Genomic DNA, 21,574 nt, shown 5'->3' with positions numbered 1-21,574 from the left:
TTTCAAAACGAAAGTCACTATGTGGGGCGCAAGGAGATTTTGGATGTCGGCAGGCAGTCTATCAGACACATATGACTTCAGGTCGCGCTGCTCGATCGCGCGCACGATGGAGATTTTGGGCGATCGCTGGACGCTGCTGATCGTGCGGGATCTGATGTGGCACGGCAAACATACCTTTCAGGAGCTGCAGACCAGTGCGGAGCGGATGCCCTCCAATCAACTGTCACAGCGGCTGAAACGCCTGGTGGACTGGGGCCTGGTCACCAAGGAGGCCTATCAGGAGCGCCCGGTTCGCTATCGCTATGTCCTGACGGAGCGGGGGCGGGCGCTGGAGCCGGTCCTGCTGCAGATCATGCAATGGGGGCATGAGACCTTGGGGGGCGGTCTTTATGATCCTGTTGCCGGTCGCACGGTGTCGCCAAGATCAGTCGAGCGTTAGGCTCTGACGCAGGGCGCCGCTTTTCGCATCAAAGACCAGGATCTGGTTGTCCGTGGTGACCAGCGCGACCCAGCCATCGCCAAAGGTCACCGCCTGAGGTTCGGCGCCCTCGGGCAGGGCGATATGCTCGGGCAGGCCGGGAATGACGGGGGCGGCAGACAAGCGGATGACAAGCAGGGCGATAACCACTACAAGCCCGCCAATCATCACCACGGTCAGCGTGGTGACCAGTCGACGCAGGAACTTCAGCTGCGGCGGCTCGTCTTGCAATTCGGGCTGGGAAGGATCTGTCATGGAGCGCCGCCGGATAGAGTTCGTCATCGCGGAAAACCCGCCTAAGCGCCTTGATAAAGCGGTTTCGCGCGATGTGCCAGAGGAGGCGACCCTGTCGCGCACCCGGCTGGCGCGGCTGATCGACGAAGGGGCCCTGACCGTGGATGGCGTGGTGACACGCGATCCTAAGGCGCGGGTGGAGGAAGGCGCGGTGATTGCCGTCACGGTCGAGGAAGCCAGCGACAGCCATATCGGACCCGAGGAAATCCCGCTGGAGGTGATCTATGAGGATGACGACCTGATCGTCATCAATAAACCGGCGGGCATGGTGGTGCACCCGGCGCCGGGCACGCCCTCGGGGACGCTGGTCAATGCGCTGATGCATCACTGCGGTGAGAACCTTTCGGGCGTGGGCGGGGTGAAGCGCCCCGGTATCGTGCACCGGATCGACAAGGAAACCTCGGGTCTTCTGGTGGTGGCCAAATCCGACGCCGCCCATCAGGGGCTGGCGGCGCAGTTCGAACGCCACACGGTGGAACGCTATTACCGTGCGGTTTGCTACGGGGTGCCGGATGCCAACGATCCGCGTCTGCGCGGGGTGAAGGGCGCCAGTTTCGAGCCGGGCAATATCCTGAAGCTGACCACGCAGCTGGCGCGTCACAAGACCGACCGTCAGCGCCAAGCGGTCCTGTTCCATGGCGGGCGCCACGCGGTGACGCGGGCGCGGATTGTCGAACCCTTCGGTGCGCCTCCGGTGGCGGCCCTGATCGAATGCTGGCTGGAAACCGGGCGCACCCATCAGATCCGGGTGCATATGGCCCATGCAGGTCACGGGCTGATTGGTGATCCGACCTACGGCGGCAAGCGCAAGCTGCCGTTGAAGGCCCTGAGCGAGGCAGCCATCGCAGCGGTGCAGACCTTTCCGCGCCAGGCGCTGCATGCGGCGGTCCTGGGTTTTGTCCACCCGGTCAGCGGCGAGGACATGCGGTTCGAGGCGCCCCTGCCGCAGGACATGCAGGATCTGCTGGAGGCGCTGCGCAGCCCGCGCGCCTGATCCGGCGGCTTTTGTGCGCCCTGTGATCAAGGTTACAGACGGTCATTTGCCCTTTGGAATAAGGTGGGATTATCGGCGGGGGTTGAAAAGGGCAGAAACCCTTCCCATATTCGATCCACAACGACGCTGATGTTAAGTCCTTAAACATTGGGGGGGGCAGACCGAATGGCGAATTATGCGAACCTGCCTGCACCGACTCCGGAAGGTGGCCTGAACCGCTACATGCAGGAAATCCGTAAGTTTCCGCTCTTGGAGCCGGAAGAGGAATACATGCTGGCCAAACGCTGGGTCGAGGAACAGGATACCGAGGCGGCGCATAAGATGGTCACCTCTCACCTGCGTCTGGCGGCCAAAATCGCCATGGGCTACCGCGGCTACGGCCTGCCCCAGGCCGAGTTGATTTCCGAAGCCAACGTGGGCCTGATGCAGGCGGTGAAACGGTTTGACCCGGAAAAAGGCTTTCGCCTGGCAACCTATGCCATGTGGTGGATCCGCGCCTCGATCCAGGAATACATCCTGCGCTCGTGGAGCCTAGTGAAACTGGGCACCACCTCGGGGCAGAAGAAACTCTTCTTCAACCTGCGCAAGGCCAAGGCCAAGATCGGCGCCCTGGAAGAGGGCGACCTGCATCCCGACAACGTCAAGAAGATCGCAACCGATCTTGGCGTGACCGAGGATGAGGTGATCTCGATGAACCGGCGCATGTCCGGCGGGGATGCCTCGCTCAATGCCACGGTCGGCAGCGAGGGCGAAGGCACCATGCAGTGGCAGGACTGGCTGGAGGACGAGGACGCCGACCAGGCTGGCGACTACGAGGCCCGTGACGAGCTGGAAGCCCGGCGCGAACTGCTGGCACAGGCGCTTGAGGTTCTGAATGACCGGGAAAAGGACATCCTGACCCAGCGCCGTCTGGCCGACAAGGCGGTAACGCTGGAAGAGCTGAGCACGCAATATGACGTCAGCCGCGAACGTATCCGCCAGATCGAAGTGCGTGCATTCGAAAAGCTGCAGCACAAGATGCGTGAACTGGCCTCTGCCAAGGGCATGCTGACCAGCGCCTGAAAGGGCCAATAGTCGAAACCACAGGGGCTGCCCGCAGGGGCGGCCCTTTTTTGCGTGAGGTCACGTTTTATGGGCGAGGTCCCGCCCCCGGCCGACAAGGTGTTCGGCCATGCGGGCCTGGAAACGCATTCCGGGATCAGAATATTTTTTGGATCGTGTTTTAGAATTGTTCTAGATCAAAGACCACCATTTGGACTCTTCCCTATCAAGGGGCCGTAGGGGGCGCGCGGCTCAAGATCCCATTTCGGCTGGGAGGCCAGTATGAAACTAGCAAGACTGTTCATTTCTACTTCCGTTGGTGTGTTACTTGGTCAGGCGGCGATTGCCTCGGATTTGCGTGAAAATGCATTGGATGAGTTCAAACCCTTGCCGTCCACCATTCCCGCCTTGGACAACAACCCGGTGACACCAGAGAAAATCGATCTCGGCAAGGCGCTGTTCTTTGATCCGCGCATGTCCGCCTCCGGTGTGTTTTCGTGTAATTCCTGCCACAATCTGGCGACGGGGGGCGATGACAATATGCCGACCTCGATCGGCCACGGCTGGCAAAAGGGGCCGCGCAACTCGCCCACGGCGCTGAATGCGGTGTTCAATGAGGCGCAGTTCTGGGATGGGCGCGCGCCCGACCTGGCGGCGCAGGCCAAGGGGCCGGTGCAGGCCAGTGTCGAGATGGCCAATACGCCAGACAACGTGATCGCGACGCTGAACTCCATGCCGCAATATGTGAGCTGGTTCAAATCCTCCTTCCCGGAGGAAGAGGAGCCGGTCACCTTTGACAATTTCGCCAAGGCGATCGAGGCCTTTGAGGCGACGCTGATCACACCGGCACCCTTTGATGCCTGGCTCAATGGCGATGACAATGCGCTCAATGCCGATCAGCTGGCCGGGCTCGAGCTGTTCATGGACAAGGGTTGCTCCTCCTGCCACAATGGCGTCAACGTGGGCGGGCACAATTACTATCCCTTTGGCCTGATCGAAAAGCCGGGCGCGGATATCCTGCCCGAAGGCGACAAGGGCCGCTTTGCGGTGACCGATACCGTGGATGATGAATATGTGTTCCGCGCCTCGCCGCTGCGCAATATCGATCAGACGGCGCCCTATTTCCATTCGGGCAAGGTCTGGGATCTGAAGGTCGCGGTGCAGATCATGGGGGAAAGCCAGCTGGGCGAGGAGTTGAGTGATGCAGAGGCCGACAAGATCGTGGCCTTCCTGGGGTCGCTGACCGGGGATCTGCCGGAAATCACCTATCCCGTCCTGCCTGCGGAAACAGCCAGTACCCCACGTCCGACCGGCGAAGTGGAATAACCGTCAGCAGAGCCGTTTTTCGGGACAAGCATTTGGCGGCGCGGGTGTCTGACCTGCGCCGCTTTTCCTCGTGTCGATGGTTTGCCGGTGGCGCTTGGGTCAAAGTGGTCCGTTCACCTAAACGCTTCCCGTGGCCTGCAGGCCGGGAGCAGGGCTTCCGGGGCAGGGGGCTGATCTTGCGGGGATCTGCGGAAACTCAGTGGCACCGGAGAGGGCGTGGCCCGGCCTCCTCCCGGTTGCCGGGCAATCAGGTCATGCACGCGGGACCCAGAAGACAGCATGGGGCTGGCGCGATGGCTGGCGTGCTGTGACGACCGGATCCCGTCATGGATCGGCGCTCTGACAAGTGGCTTGCGTCGGGCTGGCAGGCTGAGCTGGCACAAAGCTGGCGGGCGAATGCGTGCTGAAGGCTGGCAATATCGGGCTGGCAGGCTGCGCTGGCGGGATCTTGCAGAAGAGTGGCTGGCTCGAATGCGGGTGGCTGGCGGTGCTGGCTGTCTGGCTGGGAGCCGCTGAGGCGTCCTTGCTGGAGTAGCTGGCTGCGTGCTGCCTGTGATTCTGGCGTGCTGCAGATCTTGGACCCTTGATAGCCCGTGCCCTGAGGGTCGTCAAGAAAAACGTTTAATTTCAAATAGTTGAGTAGTTTAGTCGGGAATGTGTAGCTAACTTGTTTTGTCAGGGATGATGATCGGGGCAATCACGGAACAGGCCAGCATCAGGCCAGTCTTGGTCGTCTCCGGGTCAAGTGAATTGACAGCCGCAGCATTGGAGAATGCCCATTTAATATGAAGATCCGTGCTGCAAGCCCTGCGTGCTGCGGGCATAGGGTCGGAAGAGGTATTCTTGGGGGGAGGAATTATGGCTGACGGCGCCGATCATATCGGTGCCAGCGCCAGGGGGTCACTCAGGCATTTTCAGCGTCTGGTTGCGACCGCTCTTTTGATATTGAAGCTGGGTTTCGCCGATGGCGATGACCTGGCCGCCATCCAGGCGGTCGCCGACCTGGACCTTGCGATAGCGCCCGCTGGGCAGGCGCACCAGGGCACGGCGGTTGGCGGCGGTGCCGTAGACACCGATCAGGTTCAGGTGCCGAAGATTGATCGCGTTGGTGATCGTGGCCTGGCGCGCCACCGAGGCAGAGCTGGGGAGGCGCGGTGCCACGCTTGCCGCAGCGGGAACGGCGGCGGCGGTCGCGGTGTCCGGCGTGCTGCGTCTGGCCCGATCCACGATATTGGCGAAATTGGCCGGACGCGCGCGCGGAGAAACGGAGGTTGCCACGGCCTGTTCGGTCGCGGGCTGGTTTTCCTCTTCTTCGGTCTTGAGCGTCTGCGGACGTGCACGCGGGCGCAGGCCCGCCAGTTCGGCGCGGCTGCGCCCCCCCAGCTGGCTGCGCTCCACCTGTTCTGCCAGATCCGTCGGCCGGGCCCTTGGGCGAAGCCGCGACAGGGCGGCAAGCCGGGCGGCTTCTGCGGCTTCGGCCTCTTGTGCGGCCAGCGCATCAGGATCGGCGCGTGGCGGGGTGGGGGGCGGCACCACCGGCGGGCGGCCAAGGTAGACCATCACCCCATCCGGGTTCACCGTGCCTTCGGGCGTGGCTTCGACCAGACCCCGGGGGTTCAGCGCGATACTGCTTCCGGCAGCGGCGGGTGAGCTGACAACATCCGGCGCCTCATCCTGCTCTCCTGTCGGTTGCGCCGGAAGGGCAACGGCGTCCTGGGACAGGTCGGTGTGATCGATGGAGGCCACGTAGATATTGTCGAGATCCACGATCGCGGGCACCTCGGAGATCTCGGGAACCATCTGCCAGATGCCGGTGGCGGCATATTGCGCGGCCATGGCCAGGGCGTCTTGCTCGGCCTGCTCGGGGCCGTCGTCAAACAGGATGTCATCCGGGCTTCCGGGCGGCAGCAGCATATCGGGATCAAGCAGGGCCAGATCCTCGTCTTCCAAGATGCCCGGTTGGCCTGTTCCGGCGGCGGTCGGATCCTCGGACAGGAAGACCACGCCCGGGTCAGGCTGGCCGGGCAGGGCGCTGACCTGCGGGGCGATGGGCCGCTCGTTCAGTTCGGTCGAGACCAGGGGCTGCGGCGGCAAGGCGGGGCCGATGCCCTCGCCCGTTTCGGGGGCCGGTTCCTGCGGTGCGGTCTCTGTGCTGTCGGTCTGCGGGGCGTCGGCAGGATCCGCGGTGTCCGGCGCGCCGGGCGTCGTCACGGCGCTGTCTTCGGCAGGGTCTCTCTCGGTGAGCCGAGCAAAGGGGCCGCTGCCACTGAAGTAGGCAAATGCGGCCACGGCCAGCATGAAGATCAGCAGCAGGGCGGTCAGGATTAACCCCATGTTACTGCGGGTTTTTTCCGGCTTCTCGGCAGCCTGGTTCTTGCCGAGCCTGCGCAGCATCCCGGTTGCGGCAGCTGCCAGGCCTGCCCCCGAGGGGAGCCTTCGCGACCAGTTCGCGCCCTTTTCTGGAGAAACTGCGGCGGTGCCCAGCCCAGGGGCAGAGGTTTGCGAGAGCGCTGCGGCCGCCAATTCGGAGGCGAGGTTCTTCTCCTGGGCCTTCAACGCTGCGGCTGCCGTTTTCTGGCGGGCAGCGGGGGCCTTTGCCGGGGACGGTTTGGCTGCCGTCAGCTCCACATCCGCTGCGGGCTGCGGTGTGGAGCGGCTTGCTCCGGCCAGCGCCGGGGTTTTTGTATCGGCCGCTCTATCGACGGCTGCCTTGACCGCAGCGCCCGCAGCAGCCGGGGCTTTTGCGGTTTTGCGCCTGCGGCTGCTGAACCCGAGGGCAGGCCCGTCGTCCTGCGTGTCGCTGCCGCTGTCGGAGGTCGGGTCTTCGCCTTCGGCCAAGGCGACCTCTGTCGCGGCGGTCAGGGTCAGCCCGGCCCGCGCCGGGGCCTCTGCCGCGGGCTTGCCCGGTTTCCGTCCAGTCTCCTGGACTGCGTCCTGACCGGTGTCCTGGCCCGTGTCCTGACCGGTATCCTGAACTCTGTCCTGCGCCTTTGTCGTGCTGTCCTGCTTGGCGGCAGCGGCAGGCGTTGTCGCTTCCTCCTCAGATGGAGCCGGATCATCGGCTTGCGGGTCCGCCTCAGGAGCGGCGGGGGCGGGCAGTGCCGGGCCGATATCCACCACTGCGATTCCGTCCGGCTCTATCGGGCTGTCGCCAATGGAGCGGGCTTGACCAAAAAACGGCTCGCCCAGGAAATCCATATCGCCGGGAATGGCTACGAAACTGGCGGGGGTAAACCCGTGATCCAGGGCAAATGTCTCGGCCTCTTCCAGGGTTTCACGGGCGACGGCGGCGATATGGGTCAGGGGGCCGTCTTCGGAGATGTCAAAGGCGAGATCCGCTACAGCATAGGGCGTTGCGCCCTCCAGGGCGGCTTCGGCAAGGGCCCGGCGCTGGCGTGCATCGATGGCGCCGGTTTCAATCGTCAGATAGCGGATCTGCTCGTTCGGGATCACGAGTTTGCAGCAATCGGGGTCCGGCAGGGCCAGCGCATCACCTTTGCTGCGTAGAAGCGCCAGCGCGCCGGACAGATCGGGATGATCCAGCGTCACGGTTCCGATATTGCGCCATCCACCGGCAGCGCGGTGCAGATAGCTGATGCCTTCCGAAGACAGTGAAAGAGCAAACCCCGGTTTCATTGTGCGGTCAAACCATCCAAGTTCCTGTCGCCCGGACCGCTTTTGTGCCCGTATGGCCTTGGGACCAGACCTTAAAGCAGGAGTTTGCCGAGGAAAAGGAAAAGAGGGGAATTGCCCTTGCCTGCGGCAAGGAAGCGCTTTCATTTGGTCTGGAGCAACAGGAGAAAGCGCCATGAAGACAGCACTGACCGCAATGACCACCCGGGCAACTCTGGTCTCTCTTGCCATTCTATGCGGCTTTGCCGGCGGCAGCATGGCCGAGCAGGCCATCGCCCCGCGCCAGATCTCGGTCACCGGCGAGGCCCGCACGGAGGTGGCACCGGATCGGGCGGTGATCACGCTGGGCGTCACCGCCGACGCAAAGGAGGCCGCCCTGGCGATGCGCCGGGTGTCCGATGACATGGCGCAGGTGATCGCGCAGCTGCGCGAGGCCGGGATCGCAGGCGAAGACATGCAGACGCAGCGGATTTCGGTTGATCCGATCTGGAGCGGGGATCGCTATGACAATTCGCAGGAAAGGCGGGAGATCACCGGCTTCGTGGCCTCCAACACGCTGGCCGTGCGGGTGCGAGACCTGGAAAACCTTGGCAAGATCCTGGACGACGTGCTTCAGGCGGGTGCCAATGAGTTTCGCGGCCTGAGCTTTGGCGTTGCGGACCGCGCAGCGGTCTTGGACCAGATCCGCGGCGATGCGGTCCGGGATGCGATCCGCAAGGCGCGCCAACTGGCCGAGGCAGCCGAGATGACCCTTGGCCCGGTGCGCTCGATCAGCGAACACGGCGGTGGCGGCGGGGTGCCGATGATGGCAATGGAAATGGCGCGTTCGGGATCTGTGCCGGTGGAGGCGGGCAGCCTGTCGTTCGAACACAGCGTGTCGGTCGTCTTTGACCTGCTGGAGACAGCGGGAGAGTAGCAAACCCCTGCGCCGAAAATGAAAAAGGCCGGGGAACGCCCCGGCCTTTGTTGTTTTTCCCGATCGGGACTTAGCCGCAGGCCTTGGTCAGTGCCTGGTCCAGGTCGGCGATCAGATCGTCGGCATCCTCGATCCCGATGGAGATGCGCACCACGTTGGGGCCCGCGCCAGCGGCTTCCTGCTGCTCGGGCGTCAGCTGGCGGTGGGTGGTGGAGGCCGAGTGGATGATCAGCGAGCGGGTATCGCCAAGGTTCGCCACATGGGAGAAGATCTCCAGCGCGTCCACCAGCTTGATGCAGGCCTCATAGCCGCCCTTGACCGCAAAGGTGAACAACCCGCCGGTGCCCTTGGGGTAGCAGGCCTGCGCCCGCTCGTAATAGGGCGAGGAGGGCAGACCGGCGTAGGTGACGTAATCCACCCGCTCGTCCTGCTCCAGCCAGCTTGCGACCTTCGTGGCGTTCTCGCAGTGGCGCTGCATGCGCAGGGACAGGGTTTCGATCCCCATCAGCGTATAATGCGCCGCCTGCGGGTTCATGGTCATGCCGAGGTCACGCAGGCCGATGGCGATGCCGTGGAAGGTGAAGGCAAGGGAGCCGAAGGTCTCGTGGAACTTGAGGCCGTGATAGGCAGGCTCGGGCGCGGACAGGGACGGGAACTTGTCGCTGGCGGACCAGTCGAAGTTGCCCGAATCGATCACCACGCCGCCGGTTACGGTGCCATTGCCAGTGAGGTATTTGGTGGTGGAGTGCACCACCAGTGTGGCCCCCTGGGCAATCGGGTTGCACAGGTAGGGGGTCGCGGTGGTGTTGTCCACGATCAGCGGCACACCTGCGGCATCGGCCACATCGGCCATGGCGCGGATGTCGGTCACATAGCCGCCGGGGTTGGCGATGGATTCGCAGAAGACCGCGCGAGTGTTTTCATCGATGGCATCGCGCACTGCGTCCAGATCGTCGGTGTCGACGAACTTGGCCGACCAGCCAAAGCGTTTGATGGTCTGGCTGAACTGGGTGACGGTGCCGCCATAAAGACGGGTGGAGGCCACAACATTGCAGCCCGGCGCCATCAGCGGGAACAGCGCCATGATCTGCGCCGCATGGCCCGAAGAACAGCAGACCGCACCAACGCCGCCTTCCAGCGTCGCCAGGCGTTCCTGCAGCACTGCAACCGTGGGGTTGGTCAGGCGCGAATAGATGAAGCCGACCTCTTGCAGGTTGAACAAAGCTGCGGCGTGATCCGCATCGCGGAATACATAGGATGTGGTCTGGTAAATCGGGGTCTGACGGGCACCGGTGGCCGGATCGGGCCGTGCACCGGCGTGAATCTGCAATGTGTCAAAACCGTAGCTGGGCGCGTCGGTCATCTGTCTCTCTCCCTGAGGTCATTGGTTGCCACAGGTTTAAGCCAGCCGGGCGTTTCGCACAACGCACTCTCGCGAAATCGGGACGGGATGGTGGCCAGCCGGGGGCGAAGGAGGAAAACGTCCCAAGATCCGCATCCGAAAGGGGCGCCAGCGGCCGAGCGCTTTGCTGGATGGCCCATGCGCCGGATGTTGGCGCAAAGAAAAGCCTGGCCAAAGGGGAATGGCCAGGCAAGTGCTGTCAGTACAGGGGCAGGCGACGCGCCTGCCGGGGGTGAAGGATCAATCCTCCATCGCCTCCAGCTCGTCGATCATGCCGGAGATCATCGACAGGCCCTTGTCCCAGAACTTGGGGTCCGAGGCATCAAGGCCAAAGGGCGCCAAAAGCTCCTTGTGGTGTTTTGAACCGCCGGCCTTCAGCATGTCGAAATACTTCTCCTGGAAGCCTTCGGGGTTTTCCTCGTAGACCGAGTAGAGCGCGTTCACCAACCCGTCGCCGAAGGCATAGGCGTAGACGTAGAAGGGCGAGTGGACGAAATGCGGGATATAGGCCCAGAAGGTTTCATAGCCTTCCATGAAATCAAAGGCTTCGCCCAGGGATTCGGCCTGCACCGACATCCAGAGCGCATTGATGTCATCGGGCGTCAGCTCTCCGCCACGGCGCGCCTCGTGCAGCTTGCACTCGAAATCATAGAAGGCGATCTGGCGCACGACCGTGTTGATCATGTCCTCAACCTTGCCCGCCAGCAGCACGCGACGCTCGTTCTTGTCCTTGGCCTTTTCCAGCATCTTGCGGAAGGTCAGCATCTCGCCAAAGACGGACGCGGTTTCCGCCAGCGTCAGCGGGGTGGAGGAGAGCATCTCGCCCTGACCGGCGGCCAGCACCTGATGGACGCCGTGCCCCAGCTCATGCGCCAGCGTCATCACATCGCGCGGTTTGCCCAAGTAGTTCAGCATCACGTAGGGGTGCACTGCGGTAACGGTGGGGTGGGCAAAGGCGCCCGGCGCCTTGCCGGGTTTCACGCCAGCGTCGATCCAGCCCTTGTTGAAGAAGGGATCGGCCAGATCCGCCATGCGCGGATCAAAGGCGCCATAGGCCTCCATCACGATGTCGCGGGCCTCGTCCCAGCCGACGGTGCGGGTGACTTCCATCGGCAGGGGTGCGTTGCGGTCCCAGACCTGCATGCGGTCCAGCCCCAGCCACTTGCGCTTCAGCTCATAATAGCGGTGCGACAGCTTGGGGTAGGCGGCGACCACGGCTTCGCGCAGCGCCTCGACCACCTCGGGCTCTACGTCGTTGGATAGGTGCCGTCCCATCTGCGCCGAGGGCATGCCGCGCCAGCGGTCCACGATTTCCTTTTCCTTGGCCTGGGTGTTGTGCACGCGGGCAAAGACCTTGATGTTCTCGGCAAAGACGCGGGCGAGTTCGCGCGCGGCGGCTTCGCGTTTGCTGCGGTCCGGGTCGGTGAGGAAATTGAGCGTGCCTTCGATGTTCAGCTCTTCACCCTCCACGGTGAAGCTGAGGCCTGCGATGGTTTCATCGAACAGCTTTTCCCAGGCATCGCCGACGACACCCAGGTCGTGCAGGAACTTCTCCAGCTCATCGGACAGTTGGTAGGGCTTCATGGCGCGGATGCGGCGGAAGACCGGTTCATAGCGGGCCAGATCGGCGTTTTCGGCAAAAAGCGCCTTCAGCTTGTCGTCCTCGATCCGGTTGATCTCCAGCGTGAAGAAGACCAGCGGCGTGGTGAAGACGGTGACCTTTTCCTGGCAGTCCGACAGGAACTTGGCGCGCTCGGCATCGGTGGTCAGCTGGTAATAACGCAGGCCCGCATAGGACATGACGCGGCCCGCGATGGCGTTGATCTTCTCGTTGCGCAACACGCAGTCCAGCAGGCCAGCGGCGTCAAGATCCGCCAGCTTGCCTTCGTAATCGGCGGCAAATGCGCTGCATTCCTGCTCCAGCCAGTCCAGATCGCGGGCCAGTTCGGGGGCGTCGACCGCCGTGTAAAGATCGCTCAGATCCCACTCGGGCAGATTGCCGAGGCTATCGGGACCAGAGCCTGCATTGGCATCGCGAAGGGGGAAGGGGAGTTGGAACATGGGGCCTCCTTGAAGGGTCATGTGAGAAGAAGGGGCGCAGCGGGGCTGCACCATTTGCCAAACATCTAAGCAGGGGCGCGCGGGATCACAAGCGATCAGCCGAGCGGTACCGCATCAGCCACGGTATTGTACAAACAGGGCGCACATGCGGTCGAATGTGTGTCGGCGGATGGCGGGGCCTTCCATCACCACCTCGTGCTGGGCACCCTGAACCAGATCCAGTTCGCCGCCCGGCCAGCGGCGCATGCGGTTATGGATGGCTTCTGCGTTGACGATCTGCTCGTCACTGCCGAGGAAGGTGACACAGGGCAGTGCGGGCGAGGGCAGCGCGGCCAGGCGCGCGCATTCCTGCAGGCTTTCGCTGAGCCAATGCACGGTGGGGCCACCAAGGGTCAGGTCCGGCTCGGCCTCCAGCTGTTCCTGCATGAAACGGTACATATCCGCATCATTGGTGAGCGTGTTGCCCTCGTAGGGCGCGGTCTGCACGTAGTGGCCCTTGGTGGTGGTGGGCGCGCGCATGGAGCTGAAGCCGAGGATCGGCGCCAGCGTGCCCAGAATGCGCGCGACGGGGCGCATTGCGGCGGGAATCTGGATGCCCCACATCGGCCCGGTAAAGGCGCAGGCCTTGACCGGCAGCCCTTCGATCAGGGCGCGCAAACCGATGGCGCCGCCCATGGAATGCGCCAGCAGGAACCAGGGTTGCGGCAGATCCAGCGCTTCGGCCAGCTTCACCGTGGCGCGCACATCGCGCTGGAAATCGGGGAAGTGATCGACATGACCGAGCAGCCGGTCGTCCAGCATGCGGTCGGCCAGCCCCTGACCGCGCCAGTCCACCGCCAGGGCGGCAAAACCGCGTTTGCCCAGGTCAACAGCGGAGGGGCCGTATTTCTCGATGTATTCCGTACGCCCCGGAAAGATCAGGACGGTGCCCTTGATCGCATCAAACGGCAGTCCTTGCGGCAGCCAATGGCCCACGCGGATGCGCAGGCCATCTTCGCAAGTCACCCAATGGGCCACGCCGCCCTCCGGTCCCTCGGCAATATCGCGGAAATAGGGGGCGGGGGTCAGCTCCATCGGCAGGTCTCCTAGTGCAGTCAGGCCAGGACCGAGGCCAGTTTCATCGCGGTGCCCATGTCGCCATCAATGGTCAGCTTGCCGGACATGAAGGCGGCGGTGGGGTTCAATTCACCCGAGAGGATCGCCTGGAAGGTCTCGGCGTCTGCCGACATGGTGACGTCGGCCTCTTCGTCGCTGACGCGCACGCCGTCGCTGTCCAGCACGATTGCGCCCATGTCCTCGATCGCGAACTTGGCGCTGCCGTCAAATCCGCCTGCTTCCAGCTTTTCGTTCAGCGCTTCGGCGGCTTGTGTCAGGGTGTCGCTCATCTGTCTTTCCTCGCTCATTTGCAGGGGCATCGCATTTTTGTGTGAAGCTTTCGTCTACGCCACTGGAAAATACGCTGCCTTGGGTTACATTGAAGCATCATGATTGCAAATGTTCCGAACCTCAAAGCTATCGTGGCGGCAACGGCGCTGACAGTCACGTTTTCCCTGCCTGTCAGCGGATTTGCGCAGGTGCAGTCGCCGCCGGATGAGGCGGACTTGCTGATGGAACTGGCAGATGCCGATCCAGTGGATGCCAGCGCCATCGATCGTGAGTTGCAGGCGCTTTGGCGCAAGAGCGGCTCGCCCGCGATGGATCTGATGCTGGCGCGCGGCGTGCAGGCGTTGGAGCGGGGCGATACTGCCGCCGCGATCGAACATCTGACCGCGCTCACCGATCATGCGCCGGGGTTTGCGCGCGGCTGGTACGAGCGGGCCCGCGCCTATTTCGTGGCAGAGCTATATGGGCCTTCGGTGGCCGATCTGGAGCGCGCATTGGCGCTCAATCCCAATGATTACGATGCGATCTTTGCGCTGGGCACGCTGTTTGAACAGTTTCGCGATCCCGAAACCGCCTATCAGGCCTATTTGCGCGCCAAGGCTATACATCCGAACCACGAGGAAGTAACCAAGGCGCTCGACCGATTGGCGCCCCTGGTCGAGGGCAAGGAACTATAGGCCCGCCGGGGTGGCTCAAATGGCAAACGCATCACGGGTGGTGGCCGTTCTCGGTCCAACCAACACAGGCAAAACCCATTACGCAATCGACAGGATGCTGGGCTATCGCACCGGCATCATGGGCTTTCCGCTGCGGCTGCTTGCGCGCGAGGTCTATGACAAGGTTGTCGCGGCACGCGGGCCGTCGGTGGTGGCGCTGGTCACCGGCGAGGAACGTATCGTGCCGCCGCGCGCTCAGTACTGGATCTGCACGGTGGAGGCGATGCCCGAAGGTATGGGCTGCGATTTCCTGGCCGTGGACGAGATCCAGCTCTGTGCTGACCCTGAACGGGGCCATGTCTTTACCGACCGGTTGCTGCGCGCGCGCGGCACCCATGAGACGCTGTTCTTGGGCGCCGATACCATGCGCGGGCCGATCCAGGCCTTGGTGCCGGGGGTGGAATTCGTGCGCCGCGAACGGATGTCGGATCTGGTCTATGCCGGATCGAAGAAGATCAGCCGGATGCCGCCGCGCACCGCCATCGTCGGCTTTTCCGTCGACAACGTCTATGCCATTGCCGAGCTAATCCGCCGCCAGAAGGGCGGAGCCGCCGTGGTGATGGGGGCGCTCAGCCCGCGCACGCGCAATGCGCAGGTTGAGCTCTATCAGAACGGTGAGGTCGACTATCTGGTGGCGACGGATGCCATCGGCATGGGGCTGAACCTCGATATCGATCATGTGGCCTTCGCCTCCACCAGCAAATTCGATGGGCGCCGGATGCGCCCGCTGGCGCCAAACGAGCTGGCCCAGATCGCGGGCCGCGCCGGGCGGGGCATGAGCCACGGCTCGTTCGGGGTGACCGGCGATGCTCGGCCCTTGGACGAAGGAACGGCCCAGGCGATCATGGAACATCGCTTCACGCCGCTGAAGAAACTCAACTGGCGCTCTTCCGCGCTGCAGTTCGGCACGGTGGAGGCGCTGGTCCGCTCGCTGGAGGTCAGCCCGCAGGATGAGGTGCTGATCAAGGCGCGCGAGGCGGACGACCTGTTGGCCCTGAAGGCGCTGTCGCAGGATCCCGAGATCCTGGCGCGTACCACCAATGCGCCCTCGGTGCGGCTGTTGTGGGATGTCTGCCGAATCCCCGACTTCCGCGGCATCAGCCACAGTGAACATGCCGCACTTTTGCGGGGGATTTTCGATCACCTGCATGGCGGCGGCGTTGTCCCCGACGATTGGATGGCGCGACAGATCAAAAGGATCGATCGGACAGACGGAAATATCGATGTTCTGTCAAAACGATTGGCATTTATCCGCACTTGGACCTATGTGGCCCAGAGGAAAGGCTGGCTACATGATGAAAGTCATTGGCGTGAGCAAACGCGCGCTGTAGAAGACAGGTTGTCGGACGCACTGCACGAGCGGCTGACTGAAAAATTTGTGGACCGGCGCACATCCGTGCTTTTGCGCCGGCTCAAACAGAAGGAGGCCCTTTTGGCCGAAGTGAATGACAAGGGTGAAGTGACCGTCGAGGGCGAATTCGTCGGACGGCTCGAAGGATTCCGGTTCTCGCCTGACAAGGGGGCAGAGGGCGCCGAGGCAAAGGCGCTGAAATCCGCCTCCATGCAGGCGCTGGTGCCGCATTTTCATCTGCGGGCGGACCGGTTCTACAACGCACCCGATACCGAAATTGATTTTACCGAACAGGGCGGCCTCATGTGGGGCGACAGCGCGGTGGGCAAATTGGTTGCCGGAGCGGATCCGCTCACGCCGGGTGTACAGGTCTTCGTGGATGATGCCGCAGGCGCAGAGGTCGCGCAGAAGGTCGAACGCCGCCTGCAGCATTTCATCAGCCGCAAGATCCAGGCGCTGTTTGAGCCGCTGATCAATCTGCAGAAGGACGAAGAGCTGAACGGCCTGGCCCGTGGTTTCGCCTTCCGCATGGTCGAAGCGCTGGGTCTTCTGCCGCGTCACAGCGTCGCGCAGGAGGTCAAGGACCTGGACCAGGACGCGCGCGGTGCGCTGCGCAAACACGGTCTGCGCTTCGGCCAGTTCACCATTTTCATGCCGTTGCTGCTGAAACCCGCCCCGACGCGCCTGCGTCTGGTGCTGTGGTCGCTGGCAAATGGCTTGCAGGACTTCCCCGAGGCGCCGCCGCCGGGTCTGGTCACCGTGCCGACCATCAAGGATGCGCCCGAAGGCTATGACACCATGTCCGGCTACCGCGCCGCAGGCGAGCGGATGATCCGCGTCGATATGCTGGAGCGCCTGGCCGATATGCTGCGCGCCGAAGACAGCCGCGGTGGTTTCGAGGCCAAGCCCGACATGCTGTCGATCACCGGCATGACGCTGGAACAATTTGCCGATCTGATGCAGGGCCTTGGCTACCGCGCCGAGAAGGGCGAGCGGGAAAAGGTGAAGCCGGTGGATGCAGTCGTGGCCGAGACTGGCACGCCTGCTGAAGGCCAGCCGGTGATGGATGCCGCCGCTGAAGCCGAGAATACGCCCGCTGCCGCTCCGGCGGCTGAAGGGGAGGCGGCTCCGGCCGATGTGGTGCCCGAAGCGGCAGCCATCCCGGACGAAGGTGTTGCACCGGTTGCCGAAACGGCTCCCGAAGCCGAAGCCACAGAAGCCGTTGCCGAAGTTGCCGAAAACGAGACCCCGACCGGCGAAGCCGCCGATGTGGCAGTTGATGCCCCCGAGGTCGAGGTCTTTTACACCTTCACCTGGGGCGGTCGTGCCCGTCAGCAGGGCGGAAACCGTGGCCAGCGCCGTGGGCAGGACGCCCGTGGCGGTGCAGGTGGCGGCGCAGGCGGCAAGGGCAAGCCCCGTGGTGCCAAGGGCGGCCCCGGCAAGCCCGGCGGCAAGAAGGGCGGACGTCCTCAGCAGCAGGGCAGCAAGACCTACTCGGCCCGCCCGCCCAAGAAGGAAAAGCAGATCGATCCCGACAACCCCTTCGCCGCGGCGCTGATGGGGCTGAAACAGGGCGACTGATCCGCGATGGAGGGCGGCACCGCCAAGATCCGTATCGACAAGTGGCTATGGCATGCGCGGTTCTTCAAGACCCGCAGCCTGGCCGCGAAACAGGTCTCTGCAGGTCATGTGCGGCTCAACTCCGGCAAGATCTCGAAACCGGCTCAGAACGTCACCCCAGGTGATGTTCTGACCTTCCCCCAGGGGCGGCAGATCAGGGTCGTCCGGGTCGAAGCCATCGGCGAGCGCCGCGGCCCCGCGCCCGAGGCCCAGGCGCTTTACCATGACATGACCGAAAAGCAGGACAGTGTTCCGGCCAACCCCCGCTTCGAGGGAAAGGGGCGCCCTGATAAGAAATCCCGCAGGGCGCTTGATCTTACCCGTGGGCACGACATCTATTGACACCTTGAAGATATCGCCGCGCTGAATTAGCTAGACGTCAAACAGCAAACGGAACCCGGCCTCATGACCTATGTCGTTACGGACAACTGCATCGCCTGCAAATACACTGATTGTGTCGAGGTCTGCCCGGTGGATTGTTTCTACGAGGGCGAGAACACCCTGGTGATCCATCCGGATGAATGCATCGACTGTGGTGTTTGCGAACCCGAATGCCCTGCCGATGCCATCCGTCCCGATACCGAGCCGGACATGGACAAATGGGTGGAATTCAACCGCAAATACTCCGAGATGTGGCCGGTTATCGTCTCCAAGAAAGACCCGCTTCCGGACGCCGAAGAGCGTGATGGCGAGACCGGCAAGCTGGAGAAATACTTCTCCGAAGCGCCCGGCGAAGGCGGCTAAGGTCCGTCGGGCTTTTGCCCTGATGCGATTCGCTTTGCCGCTGGCAAGGGGGACCGTCACGACCTGATCCAAGGGCGTGCCATTGGCTGAAATGCCTTAAATTGCTGGTGCCTGCACAGGTTTTTTGCTGTTTGGGCGGGCTCCTTCCGACCCTCCGGATTTTGTGGTACAATTGCTGCGTAATACCAGAAGAGAGAAATGTGCCTGACCTGCCGGATTCGTTCTTGTGCACCTTGGGCAGTTTTTCTGTGACCAAACGCGCAAGTGCGGATCGCGAGGCGTGATCTGCCTGTGGTGTTTTTGTCGTTGTAGTGCCGGACATGCCGTCCGGCGAAGTGCAAGGAAAGACCTGTATGACCAAATCGAAGAAGCTCGAATTCCGCCCCAATGATTACGTGGTGTATCCGGCCCATGGTGTTGGACAGATCATCTCGATCGAGGAGCAGGAAGTGGCCGGCTTTGCGCTGGAGCTTTTCGTGATCACCTTTGAAAAGGACAAGATGACCCTGCGGGTGCCGACCAACAAGGCGGTTGAGGTGGGCATGCGCTCGCTCAGCTCGCCCGACGTGATCAACCAGGCCATGAAGACGCTCAAGGGCAAGGCCAAGGTCAAGCGCGCCATGTGGTCGCGTCGCGCCCAGGAATACGAACAGAAGATCAACTCGGGCGATCTGATCGCCATCGCCGAAGTGGTGCGCGACCTGCACCGCACCGATGATCAGCGCGAGCAGAGCTATTCCGAGCGCCAGCTTTATGAAGCCGCGCTGGAACGCCTGACCCGTGAAGTGGCAGCCGTGGCCGATGGCGACGAAATCTCTGCCGCCAAGCAGGTTGACGAGGTTCTGACCTCCCGCGCTGCCTGAGGCTGCGCCTGGATTGAATGACCATGGGCCGTGCCGCTTGGCGCGGCCTTTCTTCTTGGCGCTTTGCGCCTGCCCGCAAAAGGCCATCCCATGCAGGATCTGAAAAAACGCACGGCCCTTCTATACGAGGGCGCATCCAAGGGCGCCGTCCGCTTTCGCTATGGCGTCATCCTTTTCGATGCGCTGACCATCCTGTTTTTCATAGCCACCGCCCATGTCGCCCATGGCCTGCTCTTGAATACGATCAGCCAGATCCTGGGGGTGATCATCGGGTTGGATCTGGCGGCGCGGCTCTGGATCGCCAAGGACCGCAAGGCCTTCTTCTGGCAGATCTACACGCTGGCGGATCTGGTGGTGATCGTCACCCTGCTGCTGGACCCCTTGTTCGCGGGCAGCCTGGCCTTCTTGCGCATCCTGCGGGCGCTGCGGCTGATCCATTCCTACCACCTGTTGCGCGACCTGCGCCGTGACAGCACCTTTTTCCGGCGCAACGAGGATGCGCTGCTGGCGGGGATCAACCTGTTCGTCTTCATCTTTGCCACCACCATGGCGGTGCTGATCTTCTTCATCGATGAAACCCAAACCCAGTCGCCCTATATCGATGCGCTGTATTTTACCGTGGCAACGCTCACCACCACGGGGTTTGGCGATATCACCATGGCCTCGCCTGCCGGCAAGATGTTCTCGGTCTTCGTGATGGTCGTCGGGGTGGCGCTGTTCGTGCGACTGGCGCAGGCGATCTTTCAGCCGCAGAAGGTGCGCTATACCTGCCCGACCTGTGGCCTGATGCGTCACGACATTGATGCGGTCCATTGCAAACACTGTGGTGAACAGTTGAAGATTTTGACCGGCGGCGTGGACTAGATCGTCACAGAACCAGCAACACCAGCAGGCCAGAGATCTCGCAAAGCTGTTGGGTCGCGCCCAGGATGTCTCCGGTCTGCCCGCCGATCTTGGCGCGGGCAATTATGCCAATGGCTGCCGTCGTCGCGATCATGGCAAGACAGATGGCAAGCAGCACCGGCAGGTCCAGCGGGACAGCCGCAATGCCAAGCGCCACGACAAGCCCGAGAACGACCGGAAACAGCGCCGGACGCCCGACACCATGGGACAGACCCGTCTGACGGGCATTGGGCAGGCCGTGCATCAGAAGTGGCATCATGGCCCGGCTGAGTGCTGCCAGCGCCAGGAGCGACCAGGGCTCCGTACTGTCCAACAGGGCCGTCACTGCGGTCCAGCGCAGACCAAGCGCCAGGATCAGCGCCAACACCCCATAGGTGCCGATCTGGCTGTCCTTCATGATCTCCAGCCGACGCGCAGGATCAAAGCCGCCCCAAAGCCCGTCGGCTGTATCGGCCAGCCCGTCTTCATGCATGGCGCCGGTCAACAGGATCTGTACCGCGAGGACCAGCCCGGCGGTGATTGGCGCGGGCAGGCCGAGGTGCAGAGCCAATACAGCCAGCAGGCAGGCGGGCAGGGCGGCGGCGCAGCCCGCCAGTGCAAAGGCCCAGACAGCCGCCGATTGCCGATCGAATGTCTGCGCGCCCAGGCGTGGCAGGGGAAGCCGGGTCAAGAGCACCAGAGCCAGAACAGGATCTATGGCGCGGATGTCGGGTTTTCGCATGGGCGGGTCTCTTGCGGGGCTTGCAGCAGGGGGGCGAGCGGTTAAACAGTACCCAACCGCTTTACCCGTGTCCCGTAACACGTTGCAACGAGGCTGATCCATGCTGTCCCAGATATCTTCTCTTGATGACTTTCGCGCCCAGTTGAGCGCGGCGCCCGCCGCCGATGGCGCTGCCCGGGCCGGAGCAGAGGACCGCAATGGCCAGTTGACCAAGCCGCCGGGGGCCTTGGGACGGCTCGAAGACCTGGCGATCTGGTACGCGGGCTGGCGCGGCAGCGACCGTCCCGAGATCAAGGCGCCGCAGGTGATCATCTTTGCGGGCAACCACGGGGTGACGGCGCAGGGGGTTTCGGCCTTCCCGGCAGAGGTGACCGCGCAGATGGTGCTGAACTTCGAACATGGCGGCGCTGCGATCAACCAGCTTGCCAAGCTTGCTGGCGCGCGGATGGATGTGCATGCGCTGGATCTGGACCGCCCGACCGAGGATTTCACCAAGGCCCCGGCGATGAGCGCGGCAGAGCTGCTGCAGGCGCTGCAAACCGGCTGGACCGCGGTGGACCCACAGGCCGATCTTCTGGTGGTGGGCGAGATGGGCATCGGCAACACCACCGCGGCGGCGGCGCTGGCCTGTGCCCTGTTCGGGGGCGAGGCCGCAGAGTGGACCGGGCGCGGCACCGGGGTCGATGATGCCGGGCTTGCCAACAAGGCCCGTGTGGTGGGGCAGGGCGTGGCGTTCCATGGCGGGGACATCAAGGATGGGCTGGATGCGCTGATGCGCCTGGGCGGGCGCGAGATCGCCGCCATGGCCGGTGCGATTGCCGCTGCCCGGGTGCTGCGTATTCCGGTGATCCTGGATGGCTTTATCTGCTGTGCGGCCGCGGCCTGTCTGCAGCAGACGGCGCCGGGAGCGCTGGATCATGCGGTGGCGGGTCACAAGGGGGCCGAGGCCGCCCATTTCGCGCTGCTGGACAAGCTGGGCAAAGAGCCGCTGCTGACCCTTGGCCTGCGGCTGGGGGAAGGTTCCGGTGCGGCGCTGGCGATCCAGATCCTGAAGGGCGCCATTGCCTGCCACAGCGGCATGGCGACCTTTGCCGAAGCGGGCGTGGCAGAGGGCTGAACGCGCCGCGC

At 63.4% G+C, this 21,574-nt stretch carries 19 protein-coding genes; 12 read left to right on the top strand and 7 right to left on the bottom strand.

Features of this window, described 5'->3' with window-relative positions; translation table 11 throughout:
- Positions 1-43 precede the first annotated feature (43 nt).
- Complete coding sequence (locus PXK07_RS11430; RefSeq protein ID WP_274848401.1) at positions 44-439, top strand: winged helix-turn-helix transcriptional regulator; 396 nt, start codon at positions 44-46, stop codon at positions 437-439.
- On the opposite strand, the gene PXK07_RS11425 is transcribed toward PXK07_RS11430, so the two are convergent.
- Positions 425-733, bottom strand: a complete 309-nt coding sequence (locus PXK07_RS11425) for a DUF6476 family protein (RefSeq protein WP_274848399.1) — start codon at positions 731-733, stop codon at positions 425-427. The two genes, PXK07_RS11430 and PXK07_RS11425, sit on opposite strands and share 15 nt — an antisense overlap.
- Here PXK07_RS11425 and PXK07_RS11420 point away from each other — a divergent pair.
- From PXK07_RS11420 to PXK07_RS11410, 3 genes are all read left to right on the top strand, one after another.
- Entirely contained in the window at positions 732-1,766 is a 1,035-nt protein-coding gene (locus tag PXK07_RS11420; protein ID WP_274848398.1) for an RluA family pseudouridine synthase, read from the top strand. The genes PXK07_RS11425 and PXK07_RS11420 overlap by 2 nt on opposite strands.
- 165 nt (positions 1,767-1,931) lie before the next feature.
- Positions 1,932-2,828: an RNA polymerase sigma factor RpoH gene (rpoH, locus tag PXK07_RS11415; protein WP_274848397.1), complete on the top strand. Its 897-nt coding sequence runs from the start codon at positions 1,932-1,934 to the stop codon at positions 2,826-2,828.
- Between the two features lie 261 nt (positions 2,829-3,089).
- Entirely contained in the window at positions 3,090-4,133 is a 1,044-nt protein-coding gene (locus tag PXK07_RS11410; protein ID WP_274848396.1) for a cytochrome-c peroxidase, read from the top strand.
- A gap of 900 nt (positions 4,134-5,033) precedes the next feature.
- Here the strand turns inward: PXK07_RS11410 and PXK07_RS11405 are convergent.
- Entirely contained in the window at positions 5,034-7,769 is a 2,736-nt protein-coding gene (locus PXK07_RS11405) for a hypothetical protein (RefSeq protein ID WP_274848395.1), read from the bottom strand.
- A 172-nt stretch (positions 7,770-7,941) separates the two neighbouring features.
- Between PXK07_RS11405 and PXK07_RS11400 the strand changes: the two genes are divergently transcribed.
- Positions 7,942-8,682: an SIMPL domain-containing protein gene (locus PXK07_RS11400; RefSeq protein WP_342455869.1), complete on the top strand. Its 741-nt coding sequence runs from the start codon at positions 7,942-7,944 to the stop codon at positions 8,680-8,682.
- Positions 8,683-8,752: 70 nt separating this feature from the next.
- Here the strand turns inward: PXK07_RS11400 and PXK07_RS11395 are convergent, their stop codons facing one another.
- The 4 genes from PXK07_RS11395 to PXK07_RS11380 form a co-directional block, all read right to left on the bottom strand.
- Positions 8,753-10,045 (bottom strand): O-acetylhomoserine aminocarboxypropyltransferase/cysteine synthase family protein, encoded by a 1,293-nt coding sequence (locus PXK07_RS11395; protein WP_274848393.1) that lies wholly within the window; start codon positions 10,043-10,045, stop codon positions 8,753-8,755.
- A 279-nt stretch (positions 10,046-10,324) separates the two neighbouring features.
- Positions 10,325-12,145, bottom strand: coding sequence for a M3 family oligoendopeptidase (locus PXK07_RS11390; RefSeq protein ID WP_274848391.1), 1,821 nt, complete (start codon positions 12,143-12,145; stop codon positions 10,325-10,327).
- 114 nt (positions 12,146-12,259) lie between these two features.
- A complete protein-coding gene (locus PXK07_RS11385) occupies positions 12,260-13,219 on the bottom strand; it encodes an alpha/beta fold hydrolase (RefSeq protein WP_274848389.1) in 960 nt (319 codons plus the stop codon).
- 20 nt (positions 13,220-13,239) lie between these two features.
- Positions 13,240-13,530: an SCP2 sterol-binding domain-containing protein gene (locus PXK07_RS11380; RefSeq protein ID WP_274848387.1), complete on the bottom strand. Its 291-nt coding sequence runs from the start codon at positions 13,528-13,530 to the stop codon at positions 13,240-13,242.
- Positions 13,531-13,629: 99 nt separating this feature from the next.
- Between PXK07_RS11380 and PXK07_RS11375 the strand changes: the two genes are divergently transcribed.
- The 6 genes from PXK07_RS11375 (at position 13,630) to PXK07_RS11350 (ending at position 19,686) form a co-directional block, all read left to right on the top strand.
- On the top strand, positions 13,630-14,205 hold the full coding sequence (locus tag PXK07_RS11375) for a tetratricopeptide repeat protein (protein ID WP_274848386.1): 576 nt from the start codon (positions 13,630-13,632) through the stop codon (positions 14,203-14,205).
- A 19-nt stretch (positions 14,206-14,224) separates the two neighbouring features.
- Positions 14,225-17,176: a helicase-related protein gene (locus PXK07_RS11370; protein ID WP_274848384.1), complete on the top strand. Its 2,952-nt coding sequence runs from the start codon at positions 14,225-14,227 to the stop codon at positions 17,174-17,176.
- Positions 17,177-17,182: 6 nt separating this feature from the next.
- On the top strand, positions 17,183-17,557 hold the full coding sequence (locus PXK07_RS11365; RefSeq protein ID WP_274848382.1) for an RNA-binding S4 domain-containing protein: 375 nt from the start codon (positions 17,183-17,185) through the stop codon (positions 17,555-17,557).
- Positions 17,558-17,620: 63 nt separating this feature from the next.
- Entirely contained in the window at positions 17,621-17,959 is a 339-nt protein-coding gene (gene fdxA / locus PXK07_RS11360; protein ID WP_274848381.1) for a ferredoxin FdxA, read from the top strand.
- 353 nt (positions 17,960-18,312) lie between these two features.
- Entirely contained in the window at positions 18,313-18,822 is a 510-nt protein-coding gene (locus PXK07_RS11355) for a CarD family transcriptional regulator (RefSeq protein ID WP_274848380.1), read from the top strand.
- 90 nt (positions 18,823-18,912) lie between these two features.
- Entirely contained in the window at positions 18,913-19,686 is a 774-nt protein-coding gene (locus PXK07_RS11350; RefSeq protein WP_274848379.1) for a potassium channel family protein, read from the top strand.
- A gap of 4 nt (positions 19,687-19,690) precedes the next feature.
- On the opposite strand, the gene PXK07_RS11345 is transcribed toward PXK07_RS11350, so the two are convergent.
- Complete coding sequence (locus tag PXK07_RS11345) at positions 19,691-20,446, bottom strand: adenosylcobinamide-GDP ribazoletransferase (RefSeq protein WP_274848378.1); 756 nt, start codon at positions 20,444-20,446, stop codon at positions 19,691-19,693.
- A 100-nt stretch (positions 20,447-20,546) separates the two neighbouring features.
- Here PXK07_RS11345 and cobT point away from each other — a divergent pair, with 100 nt between their 5' ends.
- Entirely contained in the window at positions 20,547-21,563 is a 1,017-nt protein-coding gene (gene cobT / locus PXK07_RS11340) for a nicotinate-nucleotide--dimethylbenzimidazole phosphoribosyltransferase (protein ID WP_274848377.1), read from the top strand.
- The last annotated feature ends 11 nt before the right edge of the window (positions 21,564-21,574 follow it).

This window comes from Phaeobacter sp. QD34_24 (assembly GCF_028890115.1).
GTDB lineage: Bacteria > Pseudomonadota > Alphaproteobacteria > Rhodobacterales > Rhodobacteraceae > Phycobacter.
Note: the sequence above shows the minus strand (reverse complement) of the source record. Positions and strands in the feature narration are given on the sequence as shown.